The following is a 19,777-nucleotide window of genomic DNA, read 5'->3' on the forward strand; positions in this document are numbered from 1 at the left end:
CGCTGCCGCGCGCCCGCGCCCGCATCCACCCCTGCCGCCGCGCCACCGGCGCCGCGCGCCGTGGCTCGCGGTGGTCGCCGTCGGCTATGCGGCGGTCCAGCTCGCCGTGGTCGTTCCGCACGTCGGACACGCGTGGGGCTGGGACGAGTCCGTGTACGTCTCCCAGGTGGACCCGCGCACCCCGTCCGCTTACTTCAGTGCGCCGCGCTCCCGCGGCATCAGCATGCTGGTCTCCCCGGTGGTGGCCGCCACGTCCTCCATTACGGTGCTCCGGGTCCTCCTTACGGTGCTTTCCGCGGGCGCGCTCTACGCCGCCTTCCGCGTCTGGAACAGGTTGCTGCCGCGCGGTCCCGTGGCGCTCGCCGCGCTGCTCTTCGCCGGGCTGTGGATCACCACGATCAGCGGCCCCGCCGTGATGCCCAACCTCTGGGTCGCGCTCGGCGCGGTGGCCGCCGTCGGCTGGTTCCTGCGGTTACCCACCGAGCGCCATGCCCGCTGGTGGCTCGCCGCCCTCGTCGCCGGTGTCACGCTCGTCCGCACCCCCGACGGCGGCTGGCTGGCGCTTCCGCTGCTGGTCGCCGCGCTCCGGGTGCGGGCCTGGCGGCCCGCGCTGCCCCCGCTGGTGGGCGGGCTCCTGCTCGGCGCCGCGCAGTGGATCGGCGAGGCGTACGAACGCTTCGGCGGCATCGGCGGGCGGCTGGACGTCTCCAGCGAGGTCGAGGGCGGCATGGGTCTCCACTTCGCCGTCGGCGCCGCGCTGCGCAGCCTCAACGGGCCGCAGCTGTGCCGCCCCTGCGAAGTACCGTGGACCCACCCGGAGCTGGCCCTGTGGTGGCTGTCGCTGCCGGTGCTGACCCTCACCGCCGTCAGCGTCGCCCTGCGGGACCGTCACGAACGGCGGACCCGGATGCGCGTCGGGCTCGGGCGGCCCTCCGCACCCCAGGAGCCCGGTGTGCCGGTCACCGTGCTGCCCATCGTCTGCGCGGCCTCGCTCGCCGTCCCCTACCTGCTGCTCATCGACTACTCGGCGCCGCGCTTCCTGATGCCCTCCTACGCGCTGCTCGCCCTGCCCATCGCCGCGCTGGGCTTCCGCGCCGTACGCGCCGCGCGCTCGCCCCGCCACATGGCCATCGCGCTCGGGATCGTCGTCCTGCTCCAGCTGGCCAGCCAGTTCGCCGTCCTCACCCACACCTCGGCGGTGTCCGAGAAGACCACCGGGCGCTACCGCACCGCCGCCGACGGGCTGACGCGGCTGGGACTGCGGCCGCCGTGTCTGGTGGCGGGCGACCGGGCCCTGCCCGTCGCGTACCACGCGGGCTGCGCCTCCGCCCAGACCACCGGGAACAACCGCTCCACCAGCGTGTCCGGGTTGCTGCGGCGGGCCGCGCACGAGCCCACCGCGCTGCTCGTCCGGCGCGACGGCGGCGCCCGGCCGCCGTCGTACGCCCGCACCTGGATCGGGTTCCCGCTGCCGGGCACGGCGTGGAGCGCGTATCTGCCGCCCCATCAGGCGCGCCAAGTGGCCTCGCGCGGCGCGGGGGAGTCCCTTCAGTCCCGTCAGTCCCAAAAAACCGGACAGAAGGCGTCGGGTAATCCCGCGAACATGGGCGCCATGACGACGTATCCGATCACCAGTTGGGCCGGTTTCCAGGCCGCCGAGCCCGGCTTCGCCACGGCTGCGCAGGAGCGCTTCGAGCGCTACCGCACCCATGTCCTGGCCACCCTGCGCCAGGACGGCTCCCCGCGGCTGACACCGCTGGAGGTCAACTTCCGCTTCGGTGAACTGTGGCTCGGCATGATGCCCGACTCGCGCAAGGCCATCGACCTCCGCCGCGACCGGCGCTTCTCGATCCAGGCCAACCCCGGGCCCGACACCGGCACCCCCGGCGGCGACGTCCGGGTCAGCGGCCGGGCCGTCGAGGTGACCGACCCCGATTCGCTCGCCCGCTTCGCCGCCGAGGTCCATCCGCCCGAGCCGTTCCACCTCTTCCGCGCCGAGGTGACCGAGGTCGTGCAGACCGAGGCCGGGGAATCCGGGCTGAGCCTGCGGACCTGGCGCCCGGGCCAGCCGGTACGGGTGCTGCGGCCCGGCGCGGACGACGGCCCGCCGCCGGCGGACGAGACGAGCTGAGCGCGGCGGGCGCGACCGAACTACCCGACGGTCCACGACCCTTCCGAATTTTTGGAACGCGTTCTACCGTGCCCCTCGATCCCAGGACGCTCCCCGACCGCCGTCGTGGCGCACGCGAGACTCCAGGAGGGGCCGTGGACCTCGAATACACCCCTGAGCAGCGGCAGTTACGAGCCGAGCTGCGGACCTACTTCGCCGAGCTGGTCCCCGACGACGCCTACGCCCGCTACGCCGACCCCGCCGGGCAGAAGCGGTTCTACCGCGAGACCATCCGCCGCCTCGGCGGCGACGGCTGGCTGGGCGTGGGCTGGCCCCGGGAGTACGGCGGGCGGGGGCTGGGCCCGGTCGAGCAGTTCATCTTCTTCGACGAGGCCGCCCAGGCGGGCGTACCGCTGCCGCTCATGGCCCTCAACACCGTCGGCCCCACGCTCATGCGCTACGGCACCGACGAGCAGAAGCGGTACTTCCTGCCGCGCATCCTCTCCGGCGAGATCGACTTCGCGATCGGCTACAGCGAGCCCGACGCCGGAACCGACCTCGCCGCCCTCAAGACCCGCGCCGTACGCGACGGCGACGACTACGTGGTGAACGGCCAGAAGGCCTGGACCACCAACGGCGACACCGCCGACTGGGTCTGGCTCGCCGTCCGCACCGACCCCGACGCCAAGCCCCACCAGGGCATCAGCATCCTGCTCGTCCCCACCACCGACCCCGGCTACTCCTGCACCGTCATCACCACCCTCGCCTCCCACGACACCACCGCCAGCTACTACGAGAACATCCGCGTCCCGGCCGCCCGCCGCGTCGGCGCCGAGAACGAGGGCTGGCGGATGATCACCACCCAGCTCAACTACGAACGCGTCACCCTCGCCGCCCACGGCACCATGGCCATCCGCGCCCTGCGCGGCGTACAACAGTGGGCCGCCGACACCAAGCTCCCCGACGGCCGCCGGGTCATCGACCTGGCCTGGGTCCGCGCCCGGCTGGCCCGCACCCACGCCCGGCTGGACGCCATGAAGGTGCTCAACTGGCAGATGGTGGACGCCCTCCAGCGCGACACCCTGACCCCGCACGACGCCTCCGCCGTCAAGGTCTACGGCTCCGAGGCCCGCCGCGACGCCTATGCCTGGCTCATGGAGATCGTCGGCGCCGCGGGCCCCCTCAAGGAGGGCTCGGCGGGCGCGGTCCTCCACGGCGACCTGGAGCGCGGCTACCGCAGCAGCGTCGTCTTCACCTTCGGCGGCGGCAACAACGAGATCCAGCGGGAGATCATCTCCTGGATCGGCCTGGGTATGCCGCGGGTGCGCCGCTGACCCGCTGTGACGAAGATTTATAGGTGGCACAAAAGAGGGATAGTTGGCACTGCGTGTGATGCGCGTGACGCCCCATTGGAGGAGGCAGGGGTGTTGTGGTTGGAGCAGGCCAGTTGGCGTTATGTCACTCTTTGACCTCTGGTGAGGTCGCGCTGTTCGTACGTGACTCTTTGGCTACGACCTCATGCATGGAGACCTCCCGGGGAAGGCCCCGATCGCAGGCGGCGCCGAGCCGTGTGGCGTAGAGATCCAGGCGTCGCCGCAGGCGCAATCGCTGGCCGGAGCCGAGGGTAATGGGGTTGAGTGCGCTCGCGCGTGAGGTCAGCTTCCGTGCGTCTCCTCCGCTCCTGCGTAGTGTCACGGCGATGGGGCTGTGTGATGCTTCCGACTGATTGACCGCGGCCCAGACGATGACCGACATGATGTTGGGGTCAGCCGTTGCCCGCATGGGTTCGAGTCGTGGCAAGTCCTCATAGAGTGCGTGCCGATCGGCTTCAGACAGCCTCCAACTCGCCAATCTCCTCCGTCGATTGGAGTGGTCGATGCGTTCATCCTGTCCGTCGAGGATGGCGGCGACCTGCTCGACTGTGCTCAGGAAAATGGCCAGAGCCCGGCGGACGCGAGTTTCCGCCGTAGTTCAATGAACTCGCGGCGCCAATGGCTGCCCGTTCGACGGTGAGGTGCCGTGCCAGGTGGCGCTGCGTCCCCTCGCTCGGGGGGTGTTCGTTGCGCGTCGCGGAGTGCGGTCGGCTCCGAGGGCTTCGGCTGTGAGGACTTGCTTGCGCTCCCTCGCCCCTCGTGCATAGTATTATGAATGTAATTCAATCTCCCCCCGCCGGTGCCGCCAGCACTCGGCGAGGTGGATTCCGGGGCAATCGGAGTGAATCGGCAGGCGTGGGTCGGCATCCGCCGCAGTGTGACCTGGTCGACAGCGCCGGCGCGGTGCATCGGGCGCCGGCGAAGAAAACGAAAGCTCCGTCCCGCCGTCCGGCAGTCTGCGGTGTGCTGCGCGAGCGGACCCGCGAGATGTCACGCGCACCCGTCAAGAGGAAAAGGACATCATGAGCACCTATCTGGCAGACAAGGCCGAGGACCTCATCGTCGAGGGCCCCTCCGCGCGGTTCACCTACCGGCGGATGGGTCCGCAGGGCGGTGTCCCGCTGGTCCTGCTGAACCGCTTCCGCGGCACCATCGACTGGTGGGACCCGGAGTTCCTGGACTACCTGGCCGCCGACCACGACGTGATCGTGTTCGACAACGTCGGCGTCGGCTACACCGACGGCGAGCCGCGTGACTCCCTCGAGGGATTCGCCCAGGGCGCCATCGAGTTCATCGACGCACTCGGCCTCTCGCAGGCCGACCTGCTCGGCTGGTCCCTGGGTGGCATTGTGGCCCAGCGGGTGGCCGTGCGGCGCCCCGAGCTGGTGCGCAAGGTCGTCGTGGCGGGCAGCGGCCCGGCCGGCTGGGTACCCGACGCTCCGCCCTTCAGCGAGAAGGTCCTGGGCATCATGGCCAAGCCCGATGCCGACCTGGAGGACATGCTCTACCTGTTCTACCCCGAGACGGAGACGGCCCGCGCCTCCGGGCGCGAGCACTTCGACCACGTCGCGCCCCGGCTCGCCGCCGGCGGCCCCGCGGTCTCCGAGGCGGCGGCCCAGGGCATGCTCACCGCGGCGGCCACCCTTTTGGCGGCGCCCTTCGACGAGGTGGTGGCGGAACTGGAGGCGATCAAGCAGCCCGTCCTCTACGCCAACGGCCTGCACGACGTGATGATCCCCGCCCACAACTCCTATGTCGCGGTCCAGCACCTCGACAACGCCACTCTCGTGCTCTACACCGGTGCCGGCCACGCGTTCCTGTTCCAGTACGCCAAGGCCTTCACCAGGCAGGTGGCCGACTTCCTCGCCGCCTGACCACACCGGCCCCGCCGCCGCCCCCGCAACGCGGGGCAGCGGCGGGGCCGAGGCATCGTGTCGGCGCCGCCTCACGGCTTGTGTGAGGCGGCGCTCGCGCGATGGGCGAACGTCACCGCCACGGGACCTGGTGGCCGACTCCGTGTCCCCGCCGGGACCTCGCGGAGATGTCCGACGCGCAACCTGGCTGGCCTGTTCGGCCCGCGTGCGCAATGAGCGCCGAGCCGTCGACGTGGTCTCCCGAACCGGCGGTCGGCCGTGTCGGAGCTCCGCCGTATCGTCGCCGACGGCATGGCACGGGGAGAGCGCCAACGGGCCTGCCCCCATCGCCCGTGGCGTGCGCGACGGTCGGCTTCCGCCATGGCCTTCCTCCTTCGCCCTCCGATACGCCGCTGTCCCGAGGGTGCCGGATTCCTCTGGGATCTCGACGCCTCGAGGCGGGTCGCCCACGCACCCTTCGCTCACGTTTGGTGCCGTCATCGACGGCTGACTCGTCTTGGGTCGTCCGCGGTGGTGTCGGCAGGTGTCGGCGTGTCCCGGTGCGCCGAACCTTCACGACCGCTCGATGTCCGGGCGCACCGTGCCCGACCTGTCGCGCCAGGCCTCGGTGCGAGCACCTCCTCCGTGACCTGAAGAGTCGACTCCGACGAAGACGTCATCTCTGGAACTCGCAGGCTTGCGGCCCAATAGAATTATGGTCATACTTCAATGGTCGACGTGATGCTGAGAGGCTCGACCGCTCAGGGTTCCGATGTCCGCGGCCTTTGACCGTCGACCCCCGCAGACTGCAGTCGCAGCCGGGAGACGCCAGGGGAGCACCCCCCATGCCGAAGGGCACGACCGTGAATGACTCCCAGGAAGTACGAGGCGACGTCGTGACGTCGTACAAGAACGCACCGACCCGCACCATCACCGCCGGCGGGGTGACCTTCGCCTACCGCGAGCTCGGTCCCCGGTCCGGCGTCCCGGTGGTCTTCCTCACCCACCTCGCCGCGGTTCTCGACAACTGGGACCCCCGGGTCGTCGACGGCATCGCCGCCAAGCGTCATGTCGTCACCTTCGACAACAGGGGTGTCGGTGCTTCCAGCGGTTCGACACCGCGCACCATCGAAGCGATGGCGAAGGACGCCGTCACGTTCATCCGGGCACTCGGGCTCGAGTACGTCGATCTCCACGGCTTCTCGATGGGCGGCATGATCGCCCAGGTGATCGCGCAGACCGATCCGGACCTCGTCCGCAAGCTGATCCTCACGGGTACCGGTCCGGCGGGGGGCGAGGGCATCAAGGACGTGACCCGGTTGTCCCATCTCGACACCGTTCGGGGGCTGCTCACCCTTCAGGACCCGAAGCAGTTCCTCTTCTTCACCCGTACCGCCAATGGGCGTCGGGCCGGGAAGGCGTTCCTGGCCCGCCTGAAGGAGCGCACCCAGGGCAGGGACAAGGCGATCTCTCTCACGTCGTACGGCGCTCAGCTCAAGGCCATTCACCGGTGGGGGCTGGAGCGGCCCCACGACCTCTCGGTCATCCACCAGCCGGTGCTCGTCGCAAACGGCGAGAGCGACAGGATGGTTCCGACCCAGAACTCGGTCGACCTGGCGCGGCGAGTGCCGAACGGCGAGTTGGTCCTCTACCCCGACGCCGGCCATGGCGGCATCTTCCAGTTCCACGGGCAGTTCGTGGAGACGGCTCTCGAGTTCCTCGAGCGGTAAAAGGCGTGCGGTGCGGTCGTAGTCTGGGCCGAGGATGGTGCCTCAGGGCCGTGGCGCCCTTTGGGTGAGCGGCTCGAGGCACCCGTTCACTGACGCGACCTCGCCTTCCGCCTCACCTCATGAACGCGAGAGCGTTCTCGATCCCCAGCTCAAGGACCTCATCGGCGCGCTTCTGGTCGGACAGGGCGCGGGACAGCTGCAACGTCCCCACCAGCATGGTGAAGAGCCCGATGGCCTTGGCCTGAGCGGACCGCGGGTCCTCGGGTGTCAGGCGGGCGGAGATCTCCTCCAGGATGGCCCGCGCGCCGTCGCTGTAGGCCTGCCTGGTCCCGTCCTCGCAGCGGCCGATCTCGTCGAGAAGGGCGGCGGAGGGGCATCCGAGGCCGGGGTTGTCCCGGTGCTCGGGGGACAGGTACTCGCGAATGAGGTCCTCGAGTCCCGGGCGGCCGGGTCGCAGGGTGCCGTACCTCGCGACCTGCGTGTGCAGTTCCTCGGCCACGACATGGGCGACGAGGTCGTCCTTGGACGCGAAGTGGGCGTAGAAGGCTCCGTTGGTGAGCCCCGCGTCCGCCATCAGCGTGGAGATGCCCGAGCCGTCGATGCCGTCCTGCTTGAACCGGTGGCCGGCCTTCTCGATGATGCGTCGCCGCGTCACCTGCTTGTGCTCCTTGGCGTAGCGCACCACGAGCTTCCTCCGTTCGCTCCGTAAGGCCCATGCTTCGCACTCAAGGGTAATCCATGGCCTGACGCGCGTAATATCATGACCGGCGTGCCCATGTCCGGCGTCCGCATGACCGGCGTGCTCACGACCGGATGCGGGCACCGGGTCCGAGTCGGGCGGTGACTTCCGCGGCGGTAAGGGTGGAGTGCTCCGCGGAACACTCGACGATGACGCGGACCGGGGCGTCGCAGTCGGTGTGACGGACGTCCAGTACGGGCCCCTCGGGGCCGAGGGCGTACGCCTCGCCCCACTGGCTCAGCGCCATCAGGACAGGCCACAGATCCCAGCCCTTGCGGGTCAGGCGGTACTCGTTGCGGGAGCGGCCGCCCGGCTCCCGGTAGGGGACGGTCTTCAGGATGCCGGCCGCGATCAGCTTCCGGAGGCGGTCGCTGAGGACGGCTTCCGACAGGCCGATGTGGCGGTGGAAGTCGTCGAAGCGGCGGACTCCGTTGACGGCGTCACGCAGGATCAGCAACGTCCATTTCTCACCCACCACGTCGAGCGTGCGCTGGATGGGGCAGTTCTCCGTGCTCGCTTCAAGCCACTCCATGCCGCCATGGTAAAGCCTGGCTTCGTCATTGACAGTCAGGTGAGCGGGAAGCTAGCTTCATTTTTAAAAGTCAGATGAAGGTGCCCGGTCGTGGGACGAACGCGTACGTATCAATGGGAGGATCCCGCGATCCCGGCGGAAGCCGCCGGGCGCATGGTCGGCATCGACTTCCTGCGCGAACTGCAGGCGGGGCGACTGCCGGGTCCGCCCATCAACTACTCCATCGACTTCACCCTGGACGAGGTGGAGCCCGGCAGGGCGGTCTTCTCCCTGACGCCGGGTGAGGAGCACTACAACCCGATCGGCAGCGTGCACGGCGGCATCTTCGCCACCCTGCTCGACTCGGCGGCGGGCTGCGCCGTCCAGTCCACCCTCCCGCAGGGCATGGCGTACACCTCACTCGACCTCACAGTGAAGTTCCTGCGACGGATCACCGTGGACACGGGCCCGGTGCGCGCCANACTCGACCTCACAGTGAAGTTCCTGCGACGGATCACCGTGGACACGGGCCCGGTGCGCGCCATCGGCACGGTGGTCAGCAAGAGCCGTCAAACCGCCCTGGCCCAGGCGCAGTTGGTCGACGGCACGGACCGTCTGCTCGCCCATGCCACCAGTAGCTGCATGCTCTTCCCGGTGCCTCCCTCGCAGGGGTGAGCCTCGGCGGCGACCGGTATCGGTCTGGGCCGTGATGCCGGACTCCCTCGATCTCGGCGCAGAACGCCGGGGTGTGAGGTGAAACCGCTGCGGCGCACGTCGGTCGCGGCCCGTAACTCCTCGGGTCGCCGGTCTCCGTGCGCCGCAGCTGTGTCGAGGCGCCCGAAGGTGGTGGTTCCCTCGGGCGCCGGGCTGCTCTTCGTCAGGCGGCGTGGGTGGGGTAGTCGGTGTAGCCGGCCGCGCCGCCGCCGTAGAAGGTGGCGGGGTCGGGGGTGTTCAGGGGGGCGCCGGAGCGTACGCGCTCGACGAGGTCGGGATTGGCGAGGGCCATGGTGCCGACGGTGACGACGTCGGCCAGACCATCCTCGACGTCCTTGGCGCGGGTGGCGATGTCGGCACCGGCCCGGTTGAGGATCAGGGAGGTGGGCCACAGCTTGCGGAGGGTGAAGAGGAGTTCCTCGTCGCCGCCGTGGCCGATGTGCAGGTAGGCGAGGTTGAGGGGGGCGAGGGCGCGCAGGAGGTGCGGGTAGAGCTCGTGCGGGTCGCTCTCCGCGAGGTCGTTGAGCTTGAAGGGGTTGCCGGGAGAGATCCGGATGCCGGTGCGGCCGGCGCCGATCTCGTCGGCCACGGCCGTGGCGACCTCCACCGCGAAACGGATGCGGTTGTCGAGGGAGCCCCCGTACTGATCCGTGCGCTGGTTGGCGCTGGGGAAGAGGAACTGGTTGACCAGGTAGCCGTTGGCCCCGTGGATCTCGACGCCGTCGGCGCCGGCCGCGATGGCGGCCGCGGCGGCGCGCCGGAAGTCGTCGACCGTCGCGGCGACCTCCTCGGTGGACAGCTCGCGTGGCTCCGGCATCTCCTGGAGCCCGGACGGGGTGAACGTCTGGCCGGCCGGCTTGATCGCGGAGGGTGCCACCGGCTGCCGGTGGTGGGGGGTGTTGTCCGGGTGGGAGATGCGCCCGGTGTGCATCAGCTGTATGACGATGCGTCCGTCGGCCTTGTGTACGGCGTCGGTGACCTTGCGCCAGCCGGCGATGTGTTCCTCGGTGTAGATGCCCGGGGTCACCGGGTAGCCCTGGCCGTCGGCGGAGGGCTGGGTGCCCTCGGTGATGATGAGCGCGTGCGAGGCGCGCTGGGCGTAGTACTCGGCGTTCAGCTCGGTCGGCACGCCGTCCGGGGTGGCCCTGCTGCGGGTCAGGGGGGCCATGGCCAGCCGGTGCGGCAGGGAGATCTCTCCGACGACGGTCGGGTTCCACAAGTCGTTGAGCATGGGGGATTCCTCAGGTGATGGGTGATGGTTTCGAAAGGGGCGGGGGCGGACACCGCGTGGACGTGGGCACCGGGCTCTTCTGCTCCCGGGCCCGAAGACGCACCCGCCCTGCGCCCGCCGGCCGAGTCGGAGTCGGCACCGGCCTATCAAATTACGATCATAATGTTATGCAGTCGGGTGGGCTGTGGCAAGTGGGTCCCGGCATGGGGCACGAAGCCGCGCGGCGCAACTCGCGCAAGAACCTCACGCCAGAGCGGATGAGAGTTCCGCAACGGCTGCTGGAATCGCCTGCTCCGCCCAGACGACCTTGCCCTCGCGGTTGTGCCGTGTGCCCCAGTGTTCGGTGGGCTGGACGAGGAGGAGCAGGCCCCGGCCGCCCTCGTCGAAGACCCGGGCGCGACGCAGGTGCGGGGCGGTGCTGCTGGCGTCGGAGACTTCGCACGTCAGGGCGGACTGAAGGATCATCCGCAGTTTGATGGGGCTCTTGCCGTAGCGGATGGCGGTCGTCACCAGTTCGCTGACCACGAGTTCGCTGACCACGAGTTCGGTGGTGAAGGCCAGTTCTTCCAGCCCTCAGGCGGTCAGTTGATCGGATGCCTGGACGCGGGCCGTGGAGACGACTGCCGCGTCGCTGGGGAGACCCCAGGTCGCGACATGATCGGCGTCAAAGGCTCCGGTGGGGCAGTCCGCCGGGCGCGCCCGTCCACCGTCAGCCAGGAAAGGCGACAGTCGATCACGGGGTGTGACCGGCGCGGCGGAGAACAGGGCGCAGGGCCTCGATGACGCCGGGGTCGTCCACTGTGGAGGGGATGGGTTCGTCGTGCCCGTCGGCGATGCCGCGCATCGTCTTGCGGAGGATCTTTCCCGAGCGGGTCTTGGGCAGGGCGGCAACTACCGCGACGTCCTTGAGGGAGGCGACGGCGCCGATGCGCTCGCGCACGAGCTGGACGAGTTCGGCCTCGACCTCGCCCGGTTCGCGGTCGACGTCGGCTTTCAGGACGACGAAGCCGCGCGGTACCTGCCCCTTCAGGGCGTCGGCGACGCCGATGACGGCGCATTCGGCGACGTCGGGATGGGCGGCCAGGGCCTCTTCCATGCTGCCGGTGGACAGGCGGTGTCCGGCGACGTTGATGACGTCATCGGTGCGGCCCATGACGAAGACGTAGCCGTCGTCGATGTGACCGCTGTCGCCGGTCAGGTAGTAGCCGGTGTAGGCGGAGAGGTAGGAGGCGACGTACCGGTCGTCGTCCTGCCAGAGCGTGGGCAGTGCGCCGGGCGGCAGCGGGAGCCGCACGACGATCGCGCCGTCGACGCCTGCGGGCACCGGCTCGCCCGAAGCGTCGAGGACCCGGACGTCCCATCCCGGCAGCGGGCGGGTGGGAGACCCGGGCTTGAGGGGAGCCGCCTCGATGCCCACCGGGTTGGCGACGATGGGCCAGCCGGTCTCGGTCTGCCACCAGTGGTCGATCACCGGGATGCCCAGCAGATCGCTCGCCCAGTGGTAGGTCTCGGGATCGAGGCGCTCGCCGGCGAGGAAGAGGTGGCGCAGGCCGGTCAGGTCGTAGCCCGCGGTGAGCGTTCCCTTCGGGTCCTGCTTGCGGATGGCCCGGAACGCGGTGGGTGCCGTGAACATGGTCCTGACCCCGTACTCGGCGGCAACGCGCCAGAACTGGCCCGCGTCCGGGGTGCCCACCGGCTTGCCCTCGTACAGCACCGTCGTCGCACCGACCAGCAATGGCGCGTAGACGATGTACGAGTGCCCGACGACCCAGCCGACATCGGAGCCGGTGAACATCGTCTCGCCCGGGCCCACGTCGTAGACGGCCCCCATCGACCAGTGGAGGGCGACCGCGTAGCCGCCGCAGTCACGCACGACTCCCTTGGGCTTTCCGGTGGTTCCGGAGGTGTAGAGGATGTAGAGGGGGTCGGTTGCGGGGACGGGAACACAGTCGGCCGACGGCGCGGCAGCCACCAGGTCGGCCCAGTCGAGATCGTGAGGCCCCAACTCGGCCGTCTCCTGCGGGCGTTGCAGGATCACGCTCTTCTCCGGCTTGTGGGCCGCGAGCTCGATCGCCTCGTCGAGCAGGGGCTTGTACGCGATGACACGCTTGCCCTCGATGCCGCAGGAGGCGGAGACGACCACCTTGGGGGCCGCGTCATCGATGCGCAGCGCGAGTTCGCGCGGGGCGAACCCGCCGAAGACGACCGAGTGCACCGCGCCGATACGTGCGCAGGCCAGCATCGCGACAACGGCCTCGGGGACCATCGGCATGTAGATCACCACACGGTCGCCGTGCCCGACACCGAGCCGCGCGAGTGCTCCCGCGAAAGCCGCCACCTCGTCCCTCAGCTGGACATAGGTGTAGGTGCGCCGGGTGTCGGTCACGGGTGAGTCATAGATGAGCGCAGCCTGTTCACCGCGGCCGGCTTCGACGTGCCGGTCGACCGCGTTGAAACAGACGTTGAGCCGACCGTCGGGAAACCAGCGGTGGAAGGGGGCGCCCGAGGAGTCCAGGGCGTGTCGTGGGGTGACATCCCAGTCGATGCCCTCCGCCGCCTTCAGCCAGAAGTTCTCCGGGTCCTCGGTACTGGCGCGGAAGACATCCTCGTATGTTCCCATCGCGCACTCCTTTGTGGCATCAAGGGACGGTGGTGTGGCTGTGTGCGGAACCGTGTCGGACACAGGCACCGCATGCCGGCCGACATGGTCGAGCAGGATGCCCGCGACCGGCGGACCGGTCACCGGCATCGCGGTGGTGCGGCGGTCCGGCCGAAAGGCCGCTCCGCCCGGTGTGGCTTCAGCTCACGCGCCGAGGTGCTTGCGGAGCCACTGGCGAGGGTCTCGTACTCGCCGTAGAGGACGATCGTGGGAGGCAGGCCGGTCAGATCGGCGTTCACGAGGCTGATCTTCGGATCGGCGAAGTCCACTCCGGGCTCCTGGAGCCAGGCTCCACGGAAGAGCTCAAGAGTGTTCCTGCTGAGCATCTTGTCGTTGTCTTCGTTCTCGTCCACCGATGCGTTCTGGAGGGTGAGGTCGGTCCACGGCGAGACGCTGACGATCGCGCCCGGGGTCGCCTCCCCCTGTGCGAGCAGGCGCAGCGGGAGCATCACCGCGAGGGTGCCGCCGATCGAATGGCCCGTGCTGCCGATGTTCCGCGGCTCATAGCCCTGCGAGAGCAGCCACCGGTACGCCGTCTCGGCGTCGTCGAGCTGCGCCGGGTAAGGGTGTTCGGGCGCCAGGCGGAAGTCCACGACGAGAGAGCGGGCGCCCGCCGCCTTCGCGATATGGCCCGCAGCCTTGCGGTCCGAGTGCATCGAGGCGGTGACCGACCCGCCGAGTCTGGCTCGGGCCTGGTGGAGGCGGACTTTGGTGCGGTTGCCGCAGCGGGACATCGAGCACCAGCGGCGGTTGTGGGCGGGGGAGCGGTCCAGGAAGCGCAGGGCGCACGTGTCCGCGCCGCACACGCGTACGCGCCGGATCTCGGTCGACAGGAGCAGATCTACAGCGTCCTGCGCGATCAGTGCCAGCGCGGTCGCGGGGTCAGGTGCCATGGTCGTGGTGCTGGCGGGCTCCAAGTGGCCGTCTTTAACGGCGATTTGCGGCGCCGGCCGGGGCGCCTCTGCTGGCGATTCGTTGAGCAGCACGACGTCGCTGGAGGAGGGCAGTCGGTCGTCGGAGACCGCGAGTACGGCCCGGTCGACCGCCTCGCGCAGCCGTCGGCCCGATGCCAGGACGGCGGCATCCACGGGATCCGGGATGCCCGGTGTGAGTAGTCCGGCCCGCTGAAGCCAGAGGGTGAGATCGCCCGGGTTCCGGAGCGTCTCCCCCGGCGTGGGTCGCCACCGGTGGCGGAGGGTGTTGGTGAAGTCCAAACAGACCCGCCCGCCGTCCCAGATCCACGTGTCGTCCGTTACCACGCCTTCATTCTGCACGTTAGGTTTAACCCCCTAAGAGGGTTAGTTCGTGCCCGGGAGGCGCATCCATGGGACAACCCACTGTGACCACAGGCGTGACGCAGGTGGACGGGGTCCGCCTGCACTACCTCCGAGCGGGATCCGGTCCTCTGCTCGTCCTGCTCCACGGCTGGCCGCAGACCTCCGACTGCTGGCAGCCGGTGCTGGCGGATCTTGCCGCCGACCACACCGTTGTGGCACCCGACCTGCGTGGCTACGGCCTGAGCGACAAGCCCTCGACCGGATACGACAAGCGGCGGATGGCCGCCGACATGGCGGGCCTCGTCGAAGCACTCGGCTTCGAGACGACCGCCGTCGTGGGTCACGACCGGGGCGCCCGCGTGGGGCACCGCTGGGCGCTGGACCGCCCCGAGCAGGTGGAACGGCTGGCTGTGCTCGACATCGTGCCGACCCGGGAGATGTTCCGCCGGCTGGACGCCTCGCTCGCCTCCGGGTACTGGCACTGGCTGTTCCAGATGCAGCCTGACCTTCCCGAGCGGCTCGTGGGGCACGACATACGCGGGTATCTCGAGTACTTCTTCGAGCGGTGGACCTATAACCGGCACGGGCTGACACCCGAAGCGGTCGACGGATATGTCCGAGCCTTCTCCCGCCCGGGTGCCATGCGCGCGAGTTTCGACGACTACCGCGCCATGGAGCAGGACGTCGCCCTCGACGACATCGACGCCGCCGAGGGCCGCCGCCTCACCATGCCGGTACTGGCGCTCTGGGGTTCCGCAGGGCTGCCCTCCCGCCTGCCGACGCTGGAGATCTGGCGCGCCTACGCGGACGACGTCACCGGAGCAGAAATCCCGGAGTGCGGCCACTTCATCCCGGAAGAGCAACCGGAGGCGCTGTTGGGCCATTTGCGGTCGTTCCTGGCCGACGAGGCGAGTCGGTGACCCTGCCACCGTGACGAGAGCGGCGCCCCTGCGGGTCCACAGTCTCACTGGCCGGCCGGGGCAAGTCGTCCGAGCAGCCACCCGAACCGAGGGGCGGCCCAGTTGCTTCCGGTTGGGCCGCCACTCAGTCAGATCCTGGCCGAGACCGGGACACCCGCCGAAGCGTCCCCAGCGGCCGCGCTGTCGGATATGCGCTGCCTGGGCATCCAGGTTCGGCGCGCGGTGAATCTCAGGAAGCCGCGACGTGGGCAGCGCGCAAGGAGGCTTTGTCGATCTTCCCGACCGCGTTCTTCGCTATGGCCTCTACCACGAAGAACCCGGTCGGACGCTTAAAGCCGGTGAGGCTGCGCGCACAGAGCTCCCGCAGCGCCGTCAGATCGACGGTCACGCCTGGTCGCGGCTGTACGTAGGCTACGACCACCTCTCCCCACTTCTCGTCGGGTACGCCGATCACGGCGGCTTCGAGCACCGACGGGTCGCCTGTGAGGACGTCCTCGATTTCCTTGGGGTAGATGTTCTCCCCACCACGGATGATCATGTCCTTCGAGCGCCCGACCAGGGTCAGATAGCCCTCGGCGTCGAGGTGACCCACATCGCCCGTGTGCAACCAGCCATCGACGATGACTCTGGCCGTTTCCTCAGGGCGGCCGAGATAGCCACGCATGACGTTGGGGCCCTTCACGAGGACCTCACCGTCCGTGCCCGGCCCCACCTCGGTACCTTCGGCGTCGACGATCCGAATCTCCTGGCCGGGGAAGGGAAGTCCCACGGTGCCGGCACGTCGCAGGCCCGCGACGGGGTTGATGGTGGACCCGCAGGTTCCTTCGGACAGGCCGTACCCCTCGACAAGAGGGAACCCGTACCGGGCTTCGAACCGATTAAGCAGCTCGGCGGAGGCAGGTGCGGCGCCACAGACTCCGAACCTCAGCGACGATGTGTCGGGCCGCACGTCGTCCGGGAGCGCAGCGAGCATGCCGTAGATCGTCGGCACGGCGCTGAAGAAGGTGGGGCGCTCCTGCTCGACGAGGTCGAAGAAGCTGTGTGGGTCGAACCGGCGGCCCGCGATGACGACGCTCGCCCCCACGAGAAGAGGCGTGAGAATGCTGACCACGATGCCGTTGACGTGGAAGAGCGGCAGGATCAGCAGGCACCGGTCGGCGGGCCCGATGTCCAGGGACAGGCGGCCCATCTCCGTCATGGCGTCGATGTTGGCGTGGTCCAGCATCACGCCCTTGGGCATCCCGGTGGTGCCGCTGGTGTATATGAGAAGAGCCAGCGCGGACGAGTCCACATGCGGTGCGTGATCCGATCTCACCCCTTCCTTGTGCAGTGCGCCGACGGCGAGTACGGCAGCACCGTCCGTGACGGGCGCCTCGCGGTCTTCGACCACCAGCAGACGCGCACCGGAGTCCTTGACCTGTCGGTCCACCTCGACGTCGGTCATGCTCGGGTTGACCGGCGTGATGGTGGCGCCGATCCGCCAGGCGGCGAACAACAGCAGCACGAACTCGATGCGGTTCGTCAGCTTGAGGGCCACGACATCGCCGGGACCGATGCCGAGGTCCTGGAGCTGACGCGCTGCCGCACGGACGCGGTCCAGCAACTGAGTGTTGGTGAGTGACTGGCACCCGTCCGAGACCGCTGCCCCATCGGGGTCGAGAGCGGCGCGACGGTCGGGCAGTGAAGCGAAGTTCATGGCGGGCGTACCCATCTCGGTGTTATGCGATCCGGTCAAGGAGTCGATGCCGGCGCGGGGTGCAACTGCCGGGTGAGGAACTCGATCTGGTCGCGGACCAGGGCCTCGAAGGTCTCGCCGGTGTAGAAGTCGAAGTGGCCGGCGTCGTACCTCTTGATCTCTCCCCGGGGTGCGGTGCGCGCGTACCGGAGGGTCTGGGCGGGAGGCGTGACGGAGTCGGTGTTGCTGACGCAGAAGAGGATCGGCATGGCGACCTTCTTCGCCGCACGCCCAGGCCGGTAGGTGGCGATGGTCGGAATGACCCGTGCCGCCACCTCGTTGCGGAACGTCGTCCCCGTCGGTTGCAGCGCCTGATATCCGGGCAGGGCGTCCGGAGCGTTCATGAGGGCCGGCGAACCGGGGGCGGAGGCGATGGGAACCATCGCGGGTGCCTTGCCGCGCACTCTGGCCGCCATGTCCCGAGCGAGCACGGGGGTCATCCTGAGCGAGGCGACCGGGCCGAGCGCGAGCGCGGAGGCGAGACCATCGGTGAACGGGCACTGGGACACGGCCGCGCGCAGTTCGGGATGCCGAGAGGCGACGGTGATGGCGTGGCCTCCGCCGAAGGAGCTGCCCCACACCGCGATGCGGGAGCGGTCGATGTCAGGGCGGGCCTTGACGTAGGCGATGGCGGCGTCCCAGTCGGCGAGTTGACGCTTGATCGACAGGATCTGGCGCGGGTGGCCGCCGCTGTCGCCGAAGTGCCGGTAGGTGAAGGCCACGGCGGCGATGCCGGCCTGAGCGAAACGCTCGGCGAAGGCGTCCAGGCGCATCTCGCGGGTGGCGCCGAGGCCGTGCCCGAGGATGACGACGGGCGGGGAGGTGACGCCGGTCGGGAGGTAGAGCCATCCGGCACAGGTGCTGTCGCCGGAGGGGAAGGTGATGTCGTGGCGGGTGAAGGAGTGCGCAGTGGTCATCGTCGGCTCACCGCCGCGTCGTCTTCGTCGAGCGGTGCCCGGGCACGCTGCCCGAGGCGAGCGCCTGGGCGTAGGTGTCCGGGTTGTAGAGCGGGAGCTCGCCGGTGGCGTCCGTCGTCTCCATATAGTCGAGCATCAGTTCCTGGCCGTCCTTCGACATGACTCTGGTGAAGAACTCGGCGCGTTCGACATGGAGTCCGTCTTCCAGGGGCATCGAGCCGCCGAAGTACACCGACCTCTTGGCCGCCGCGACCGACCCCTTCGACCGCTGGCCGAAGTGCTCCGCGAGTTCGACCGCCTGCGCGACGACCTTGTCCTGGGGTACGACCTTGTCGACCGCCCCGTTGGCGAGCGCCTCCGCGGGCGTGAACGGCTTGCCTTCGAGGATCGCGGCCAGGGACCGGTGGGTGCCGATCAGGCGGGTCAGCCGCTGGGTGCCGCCTCCGCCCGGGATGATGCCGAGCAGGATTTCCGGCTGGCCGATGAAGAAGTCCCCGTCGGCCATGACCCGCAGATCGCATGCCCAGGCGAACTCCGCGCCGAGGCCGAGAGCCGAACCGTTGAGGGCGGCGACGAAGAGGACACCGCTGCTGTTCATCCGGAGGAAGGTCGTGTGCAGACGCTCCAGCTGGAGGGCCCCGCGCATCGGGGTCCTGCGCATCACGGGCCCGAGGAGACGGGACCGGTCCACGTGCTTGGCCATGCGTACGACGGCGGCGGCACCGCGCCGGCCGACCGTCGGGCTCGCGGCGCCCTCTTCCTGCAGCCACCGGACCGCGGCATGGCTGACGAACCGCTCGGGATGTGCCCCGGTGAAGACGACGGCACGGATACTCGGATCGCGGTCGACCCGGTTCACCAGCTTGTCCAGCTGATGGGCGATATCGAGGCCGAACAACTGGTGCGGGCCGCCGTCGACCCGGACGACAAGGACGGCTCCGCGGTCCTCGATCTCCAGATGACCCTTGTCTTTGTATGGCATGGATTCTGCTCCCGTGCTGAGTTCATGGGGGAGTGCAAAGCGAGTGAGGGAGGGGCTACCGGCGCCAGGAATCTGGGACAGTGCGTGAAAGCCCGTCCGGGGAGGCGCGCCCGTGTCCGAAACGGCACGTCACTCGAGATGTGTACTATTGCCGTGACGAGTTAGATAACCAAGTTATTTCAAGAGTGTCAATGGTGGAGGCGCGAGAGGCATGGCAGGGCGGCCGAGGCTCGATGACGCACCGGAGCGGCTTGTGCGAGCCGCTGTCGGCCTGCTGGCCGAACAGGGGCCGTCGGCCATCAAGGCGCGTACGGTGGCGTCCGCGAGCGGGCTGTCGACGATGGTCGTCTACGGCCACTTCGGTGGGATCCCCGAACTGATGCGCGCTGTCGCCGACCATGGCTTCAGGGAGCTCGGCGCGGCGTTCGCCCAGGTGCCGGTGACGGATGATCCGATCGCGGATCTCTTCGCCATGGCTTTGACCTGCCGCCGAGTGGCCCACGAGAACCCTCACCTGTACGACTTGATGTTCGGCCTGTCCACTCGTGCGACGTACCGGCCGCTGTCGGACGCGGACCTTCGCTTCAGCGGACATTCGCCGGCCTTCCGGGATGCCCACGTCCATATCACCGCGGCATGTCAACGGCTCGTGGACTCGGGCAGGGCCGAGCGGCAGGAACCTGAAGTCATAGCCGCCCAGTTGTGGAGTCTGGTCCACGGGTACATCACCCTTGAGCTGGCCGAGCACTTCGGCGAGTTCGAGGACCCCGTGGTGCAGGTGATGCTGCCGATGGGCGTGAACTTCTCTGTCGGTTTGGGCGACGAGCGGGAACGGGCCGAAGCCTCGCACGAGGCGGGCGCGCGCCTTTACGACTCGATCGTTCAAGGTCGGTGAAAGTCGGTAGGGCAGGTCGCTGTCCCGCGCGGGACTACCCATGTGCGGCTAGTGACCTGAGTCGGAGATTCATCGTTGGTTTGGTATGAGTCGTCCGGGTCCGAAGATTCCACCGTTGTCGTTGACCGATG

At 69.2% G+C, this 19,777-nt stretch carries 15 protein-coding genes and 1 pseudogene; 7 read left to right on the top strand and 9 right to left on the bottom strand.

Annotated elements, in window-relative coordinates:
• The 4 genes from EEJ42_RS27115 to EEJ42_RS27130 all read left to right on the top strand — a co-directional run.
• On the top strand, positions 1–2,131 hold a 2,131-nt coding region (locus EEJ42_RS27115), incomplete at its 5' end, for a pyridoxamine 5'-phosphate oxidase family protein (RefSeq protein ID WP_123103873.1).
• A 134-nt stretch (positions 2,132–2,265) separates the two neighbouring features.
• Positions 2,266–3,444 carry an acyl-CoA dehydrogenase family protein gene (locus EEJ42_RS27120; RefSeq protein WP_123103875.1) on the top strand — a complete coding sequence of 393 codons (1,179 nt, stop codon included), beginning with the start codon at positions 2,266–2,268 and terminating at the stop codon, positions 3,442–3,444.
• A gap of 1,061 nt (positions 3,445–4,505) precedes the next feature.
• Complete coding sequence (locus tag EEJ42_RS27125) at positions 4,506–5,357, top strand: alpha/beta fold hydrolase (protein ID WP_123103877.1); 852 nt, start codon at positions 4,506–4,508, stop codon at positions 5,355–5,357.
• 824 nt (positions 5,358–6,181) lie between these two features.
• Entirely contained in the window at positions 6,182–7,066 is an 885-nt protein-coding gene (locus EEJ42_RS27130) for an alpha/beta fold hydrolase (RefSeq protein WP_123103879.1), read from the top strand.
• Positions 7,067–7,178: 112 nt separating this feature from the next.
• Here the strand turns inward: EEJ42_RS27130 and EEJ42_RS27135 are convergent, their stop codons facing one another.
• Positions 7,179–7,751, bottom strand: coding sequence for a TetR/AcrR family transcriptional regulator (locus EEJ42_RS27135; protein ID WP_123103881.1), 573 nt, complete (start codon positions 7,749–7,751; stop codon positions 7,179–7,181).
• 118 nt (positions 7,752–7,869) lie between these two features.
• Positions 7,870–8,337: a winged helix-turn-helix transcriptional regulator gene (locus tag EEJ42_RS27140; protein ID WP_123103883.1), complete on the bottom strand. Its 468-nt coding sequence runs from the start codon at positions 8,335–8,337 to the stop codon at positions 7,870–7,872.
• Positions 8,338–8,427: 90 nt separating this feature from the next.
• On the opposite strand from EEJ42_RS27140, the gene EEJ42_RS27145 reads away from it, so the two are divergent.
• Positions 8,428–8,991, top strand: a complete 564-nt coding sequence (locus EEJ42_RS27145; RefSeq protein WP_123103885.1) for a PaaI family thioesterase — start codon at positions 8,428–8,430, stop codon at positions 8,989–8,991.
• Between the two features lie 202 nt (positions 8,992–9,193).
• Here the strand turns inward: EEJ42_RS27145 and EEJ42_RS27150 are convergent, their stop codons facing one another.
• The 4 genes and pseudogenes from EEJ42_RS27150 to EEJ42_RS53160 all read right to left on the bottom strand — a co-directional run bounded on the left by EEJ42_RS27150 (position 9,194) and on the right by EEJ42_RS53160 (position 14,179).
• Positions 9,194–10,261 (bottom strand): alkene reductase, encoded by a 1,068-nt coding sequence (locus EEJ42_RS27150; RefSeq protein WP_123103887.1) that lies wholly within the window; start codon positions 10,259–10,261, stop codon positions 9,194–9,196.
• Between the two features lie 243 nt (positions 10,262–10,504).
• Positions 10,505–10,939 (bottom strand): annotated as a pseudogene (locus tag EEJ42_RS27155) (ATP-binding protein); the annotation flags it as partial.
• A 55-nt stretch (positions 10,940–10,994) separates the two neighbouring features.
• The gene (locus tag EEJ42_RS27160; RefSeq protein WP_123103889.1) at positions 10,995–12,881 is read right to left on the bottom strand and encodes a propionyl-CoA synthetase; all 1,887 of its coding nucleotides are present in this window, start codon (positions 12,879–12,881) and stop codon (positions 10,995–10,997) included.
• A gap of 119 nt (positions 12,882–13,000) precedes the next feature.
• A complete protein-coding gene (locus tag EEJ42_RS53160) occupies positions 13,001–14,179 on the bottom strand; it encodes an alpha/beta hydrolase fold domain-containing protein (RefSeq protein ID WP_246097415.1) in 1,179 nt (392 codons plus the stop codon).
• A 65-nt stretch (positions 14,180–14,244) separates the two neighbouring features.
• Between EEJ42_RS53160 and EEJ42_RS27175 the strand changes: the two genes are divergently transcribed.
• The gene (locus EEJ42_RS27175; RefSeq protein WP_123103891.1) at positions 14,245–15,117 is read left to right on the top strand and encodes an alpha/beta fold hydrolase; all 873 of its coding nucleotides are present in this window, start codon (positions 14,245–14,247) and stop codon (positions 15,115–15,117) included.
• Between the two features lie 229 nt (positions 15,118–15,346).
• Here the strand turns inward: EEJ42_RS27175 and EEJ42_RS27180 are convergent, their stop codons facing one another.
• Genes EEJ42_RS27180 through EEJ42_RS53915 form a run of 3 tightly spaced genes read right to left on the bottom strand, consistent with a single transcriptional unit; the run spans position 15,347 to position 18,751 of the window.
• The gene (locus tag EEJ42_RS27180; protein WP_246097416.1) at positions 15,347–16,828 is read right to left on the bottom strand and encodes a class I adenylate-forming enzyme family protein; all 1,482 of its coding nucleotides are present in this window, start codon (positions 16,826–16,828) and stop codon (positions 15,347–15,349) included.
• A gap of 20 nt (positions 16,829–16,848) precedes the next feature.
• A complete protein-coding gene (locus EEJ42_RS27185) occupies positions 16,849–17,769 on the bottom strand; it encodes an alpha/beta hydrolase (protein WP_123103893.1) in 921 nt (306 codons plus the stop codon).
• Between the two features lie 7 nt (positions 17,770–17,776).
• Entirely contained in the window at positions 17,777–18,751 is a 975-nt protein-coding gene (locus EEJ42_RS53915) for an enoyl-CoA hydratase/isomerase family protein (RefSeq protein WP_123103895.1), read from the bottom strand.
• A gap of 211 nt (positions 18,752–18,962) precedes the next feature.
• Between EEJ42_RS53915 and EEJ42_RS27195 the strand changes: the two genes are divergently transcribed.
• Entirely contained in the window at positions 18,963–19,646 is a 684-nt protein-coding gene (locus EEJ42_RS27195; RefSeq protein ID WP_123103897.1) for a TetR/AcrR family transcriptional regulator, read from the top strand.
• The last annotated feature ends 131 nt before the right edge of the window (positions 19,647–19,777 follow it).

Source organism: Streptomyces botrytidirepellens (assembly GCF_003721215.1).
Classification (GTDB): Bacteria; Actinomycetota; Actinomycetes; order Streptomycetales; family Streptomycetaceae; genus Streptomyces; species Streptomyces himastatinicus.

Excerpts from the sequence above, each read along its gene's own strand:
- EEJ42_RS27150 (WP_123103887.1), bottom strand. The coding sequence starts at position 10,261 with ATGCTCAACGACTTGTGGAACCCGACCGTCGTCGGAGAGATCTCCCTG.
- EEJ42_RS53915 (WP_123103895.1), bottom strand. The coding sequence starts at position 18,751 with ATGCCATACAAAGACAAGGGTCATCTGGAGATCGAGGACCGCGGAGCC.
- EEJ42_RS27180 (WP_246097416.1), bottom strand. The coding sequence starts at position 16,828 with ATGGGTACGCCCGCCATGAACTTCGCTTCACTGCCCGACCGTCGCGCC.
- EEJ42_RS27195 (WP_123103897.1), top strand. The coding sequence starts at position 18,963 with ATGGCAGGGCGGCCGAGGCTCGATGACGCACCGGAGCGGCTTGTGCGA.
- EEJ42_RS27125 (WP_123103877.1), top strand. The coding sequence starts at position 4,506 with ATGAGCACCTATCTGGCAGACAAGGCCGAGGACCTCATCGTCGAGGGC.
- EEJ42_RS27130 (WP_123103879.1), top strand. The coding sequence starts at position 6,182 with ATGCCGAAGGGCACGACCGTGAATGACTCCCAGGAAGTACGAGGCGAC.
- EEJ42_RS27140 (WP_123103883.1), bottom strand. The coding sequence starts at position 8,337 with ATGGAGTGGCTTGAAGCGAGCACGGAGAACTGCCCCATCCAGCGCACG.
- EEJ42_RS27185 (WP_123103893.1), bottom strand. The coding sequence starts at position 17,769 with ATGACCACTGCGCACTCCTTCACCCGCCACGACATCACCTTCCCCTCC.
- EEJ42_RS27160 (WP_123103889.1), bottom strand. The coding sequence starts at position 12,881 with ATGGGAACATACGAGGATGTCTTCCGCGCCAGTACCGAGGACCCGGAG.
- EEJ42_RS27175 (WP_123103891.1), top strand. The coding sequence starts at position 14,245 with ATGGGACAACCCACTGTGACCACAGGCGTGACGCAGGTGGACGGGGTC.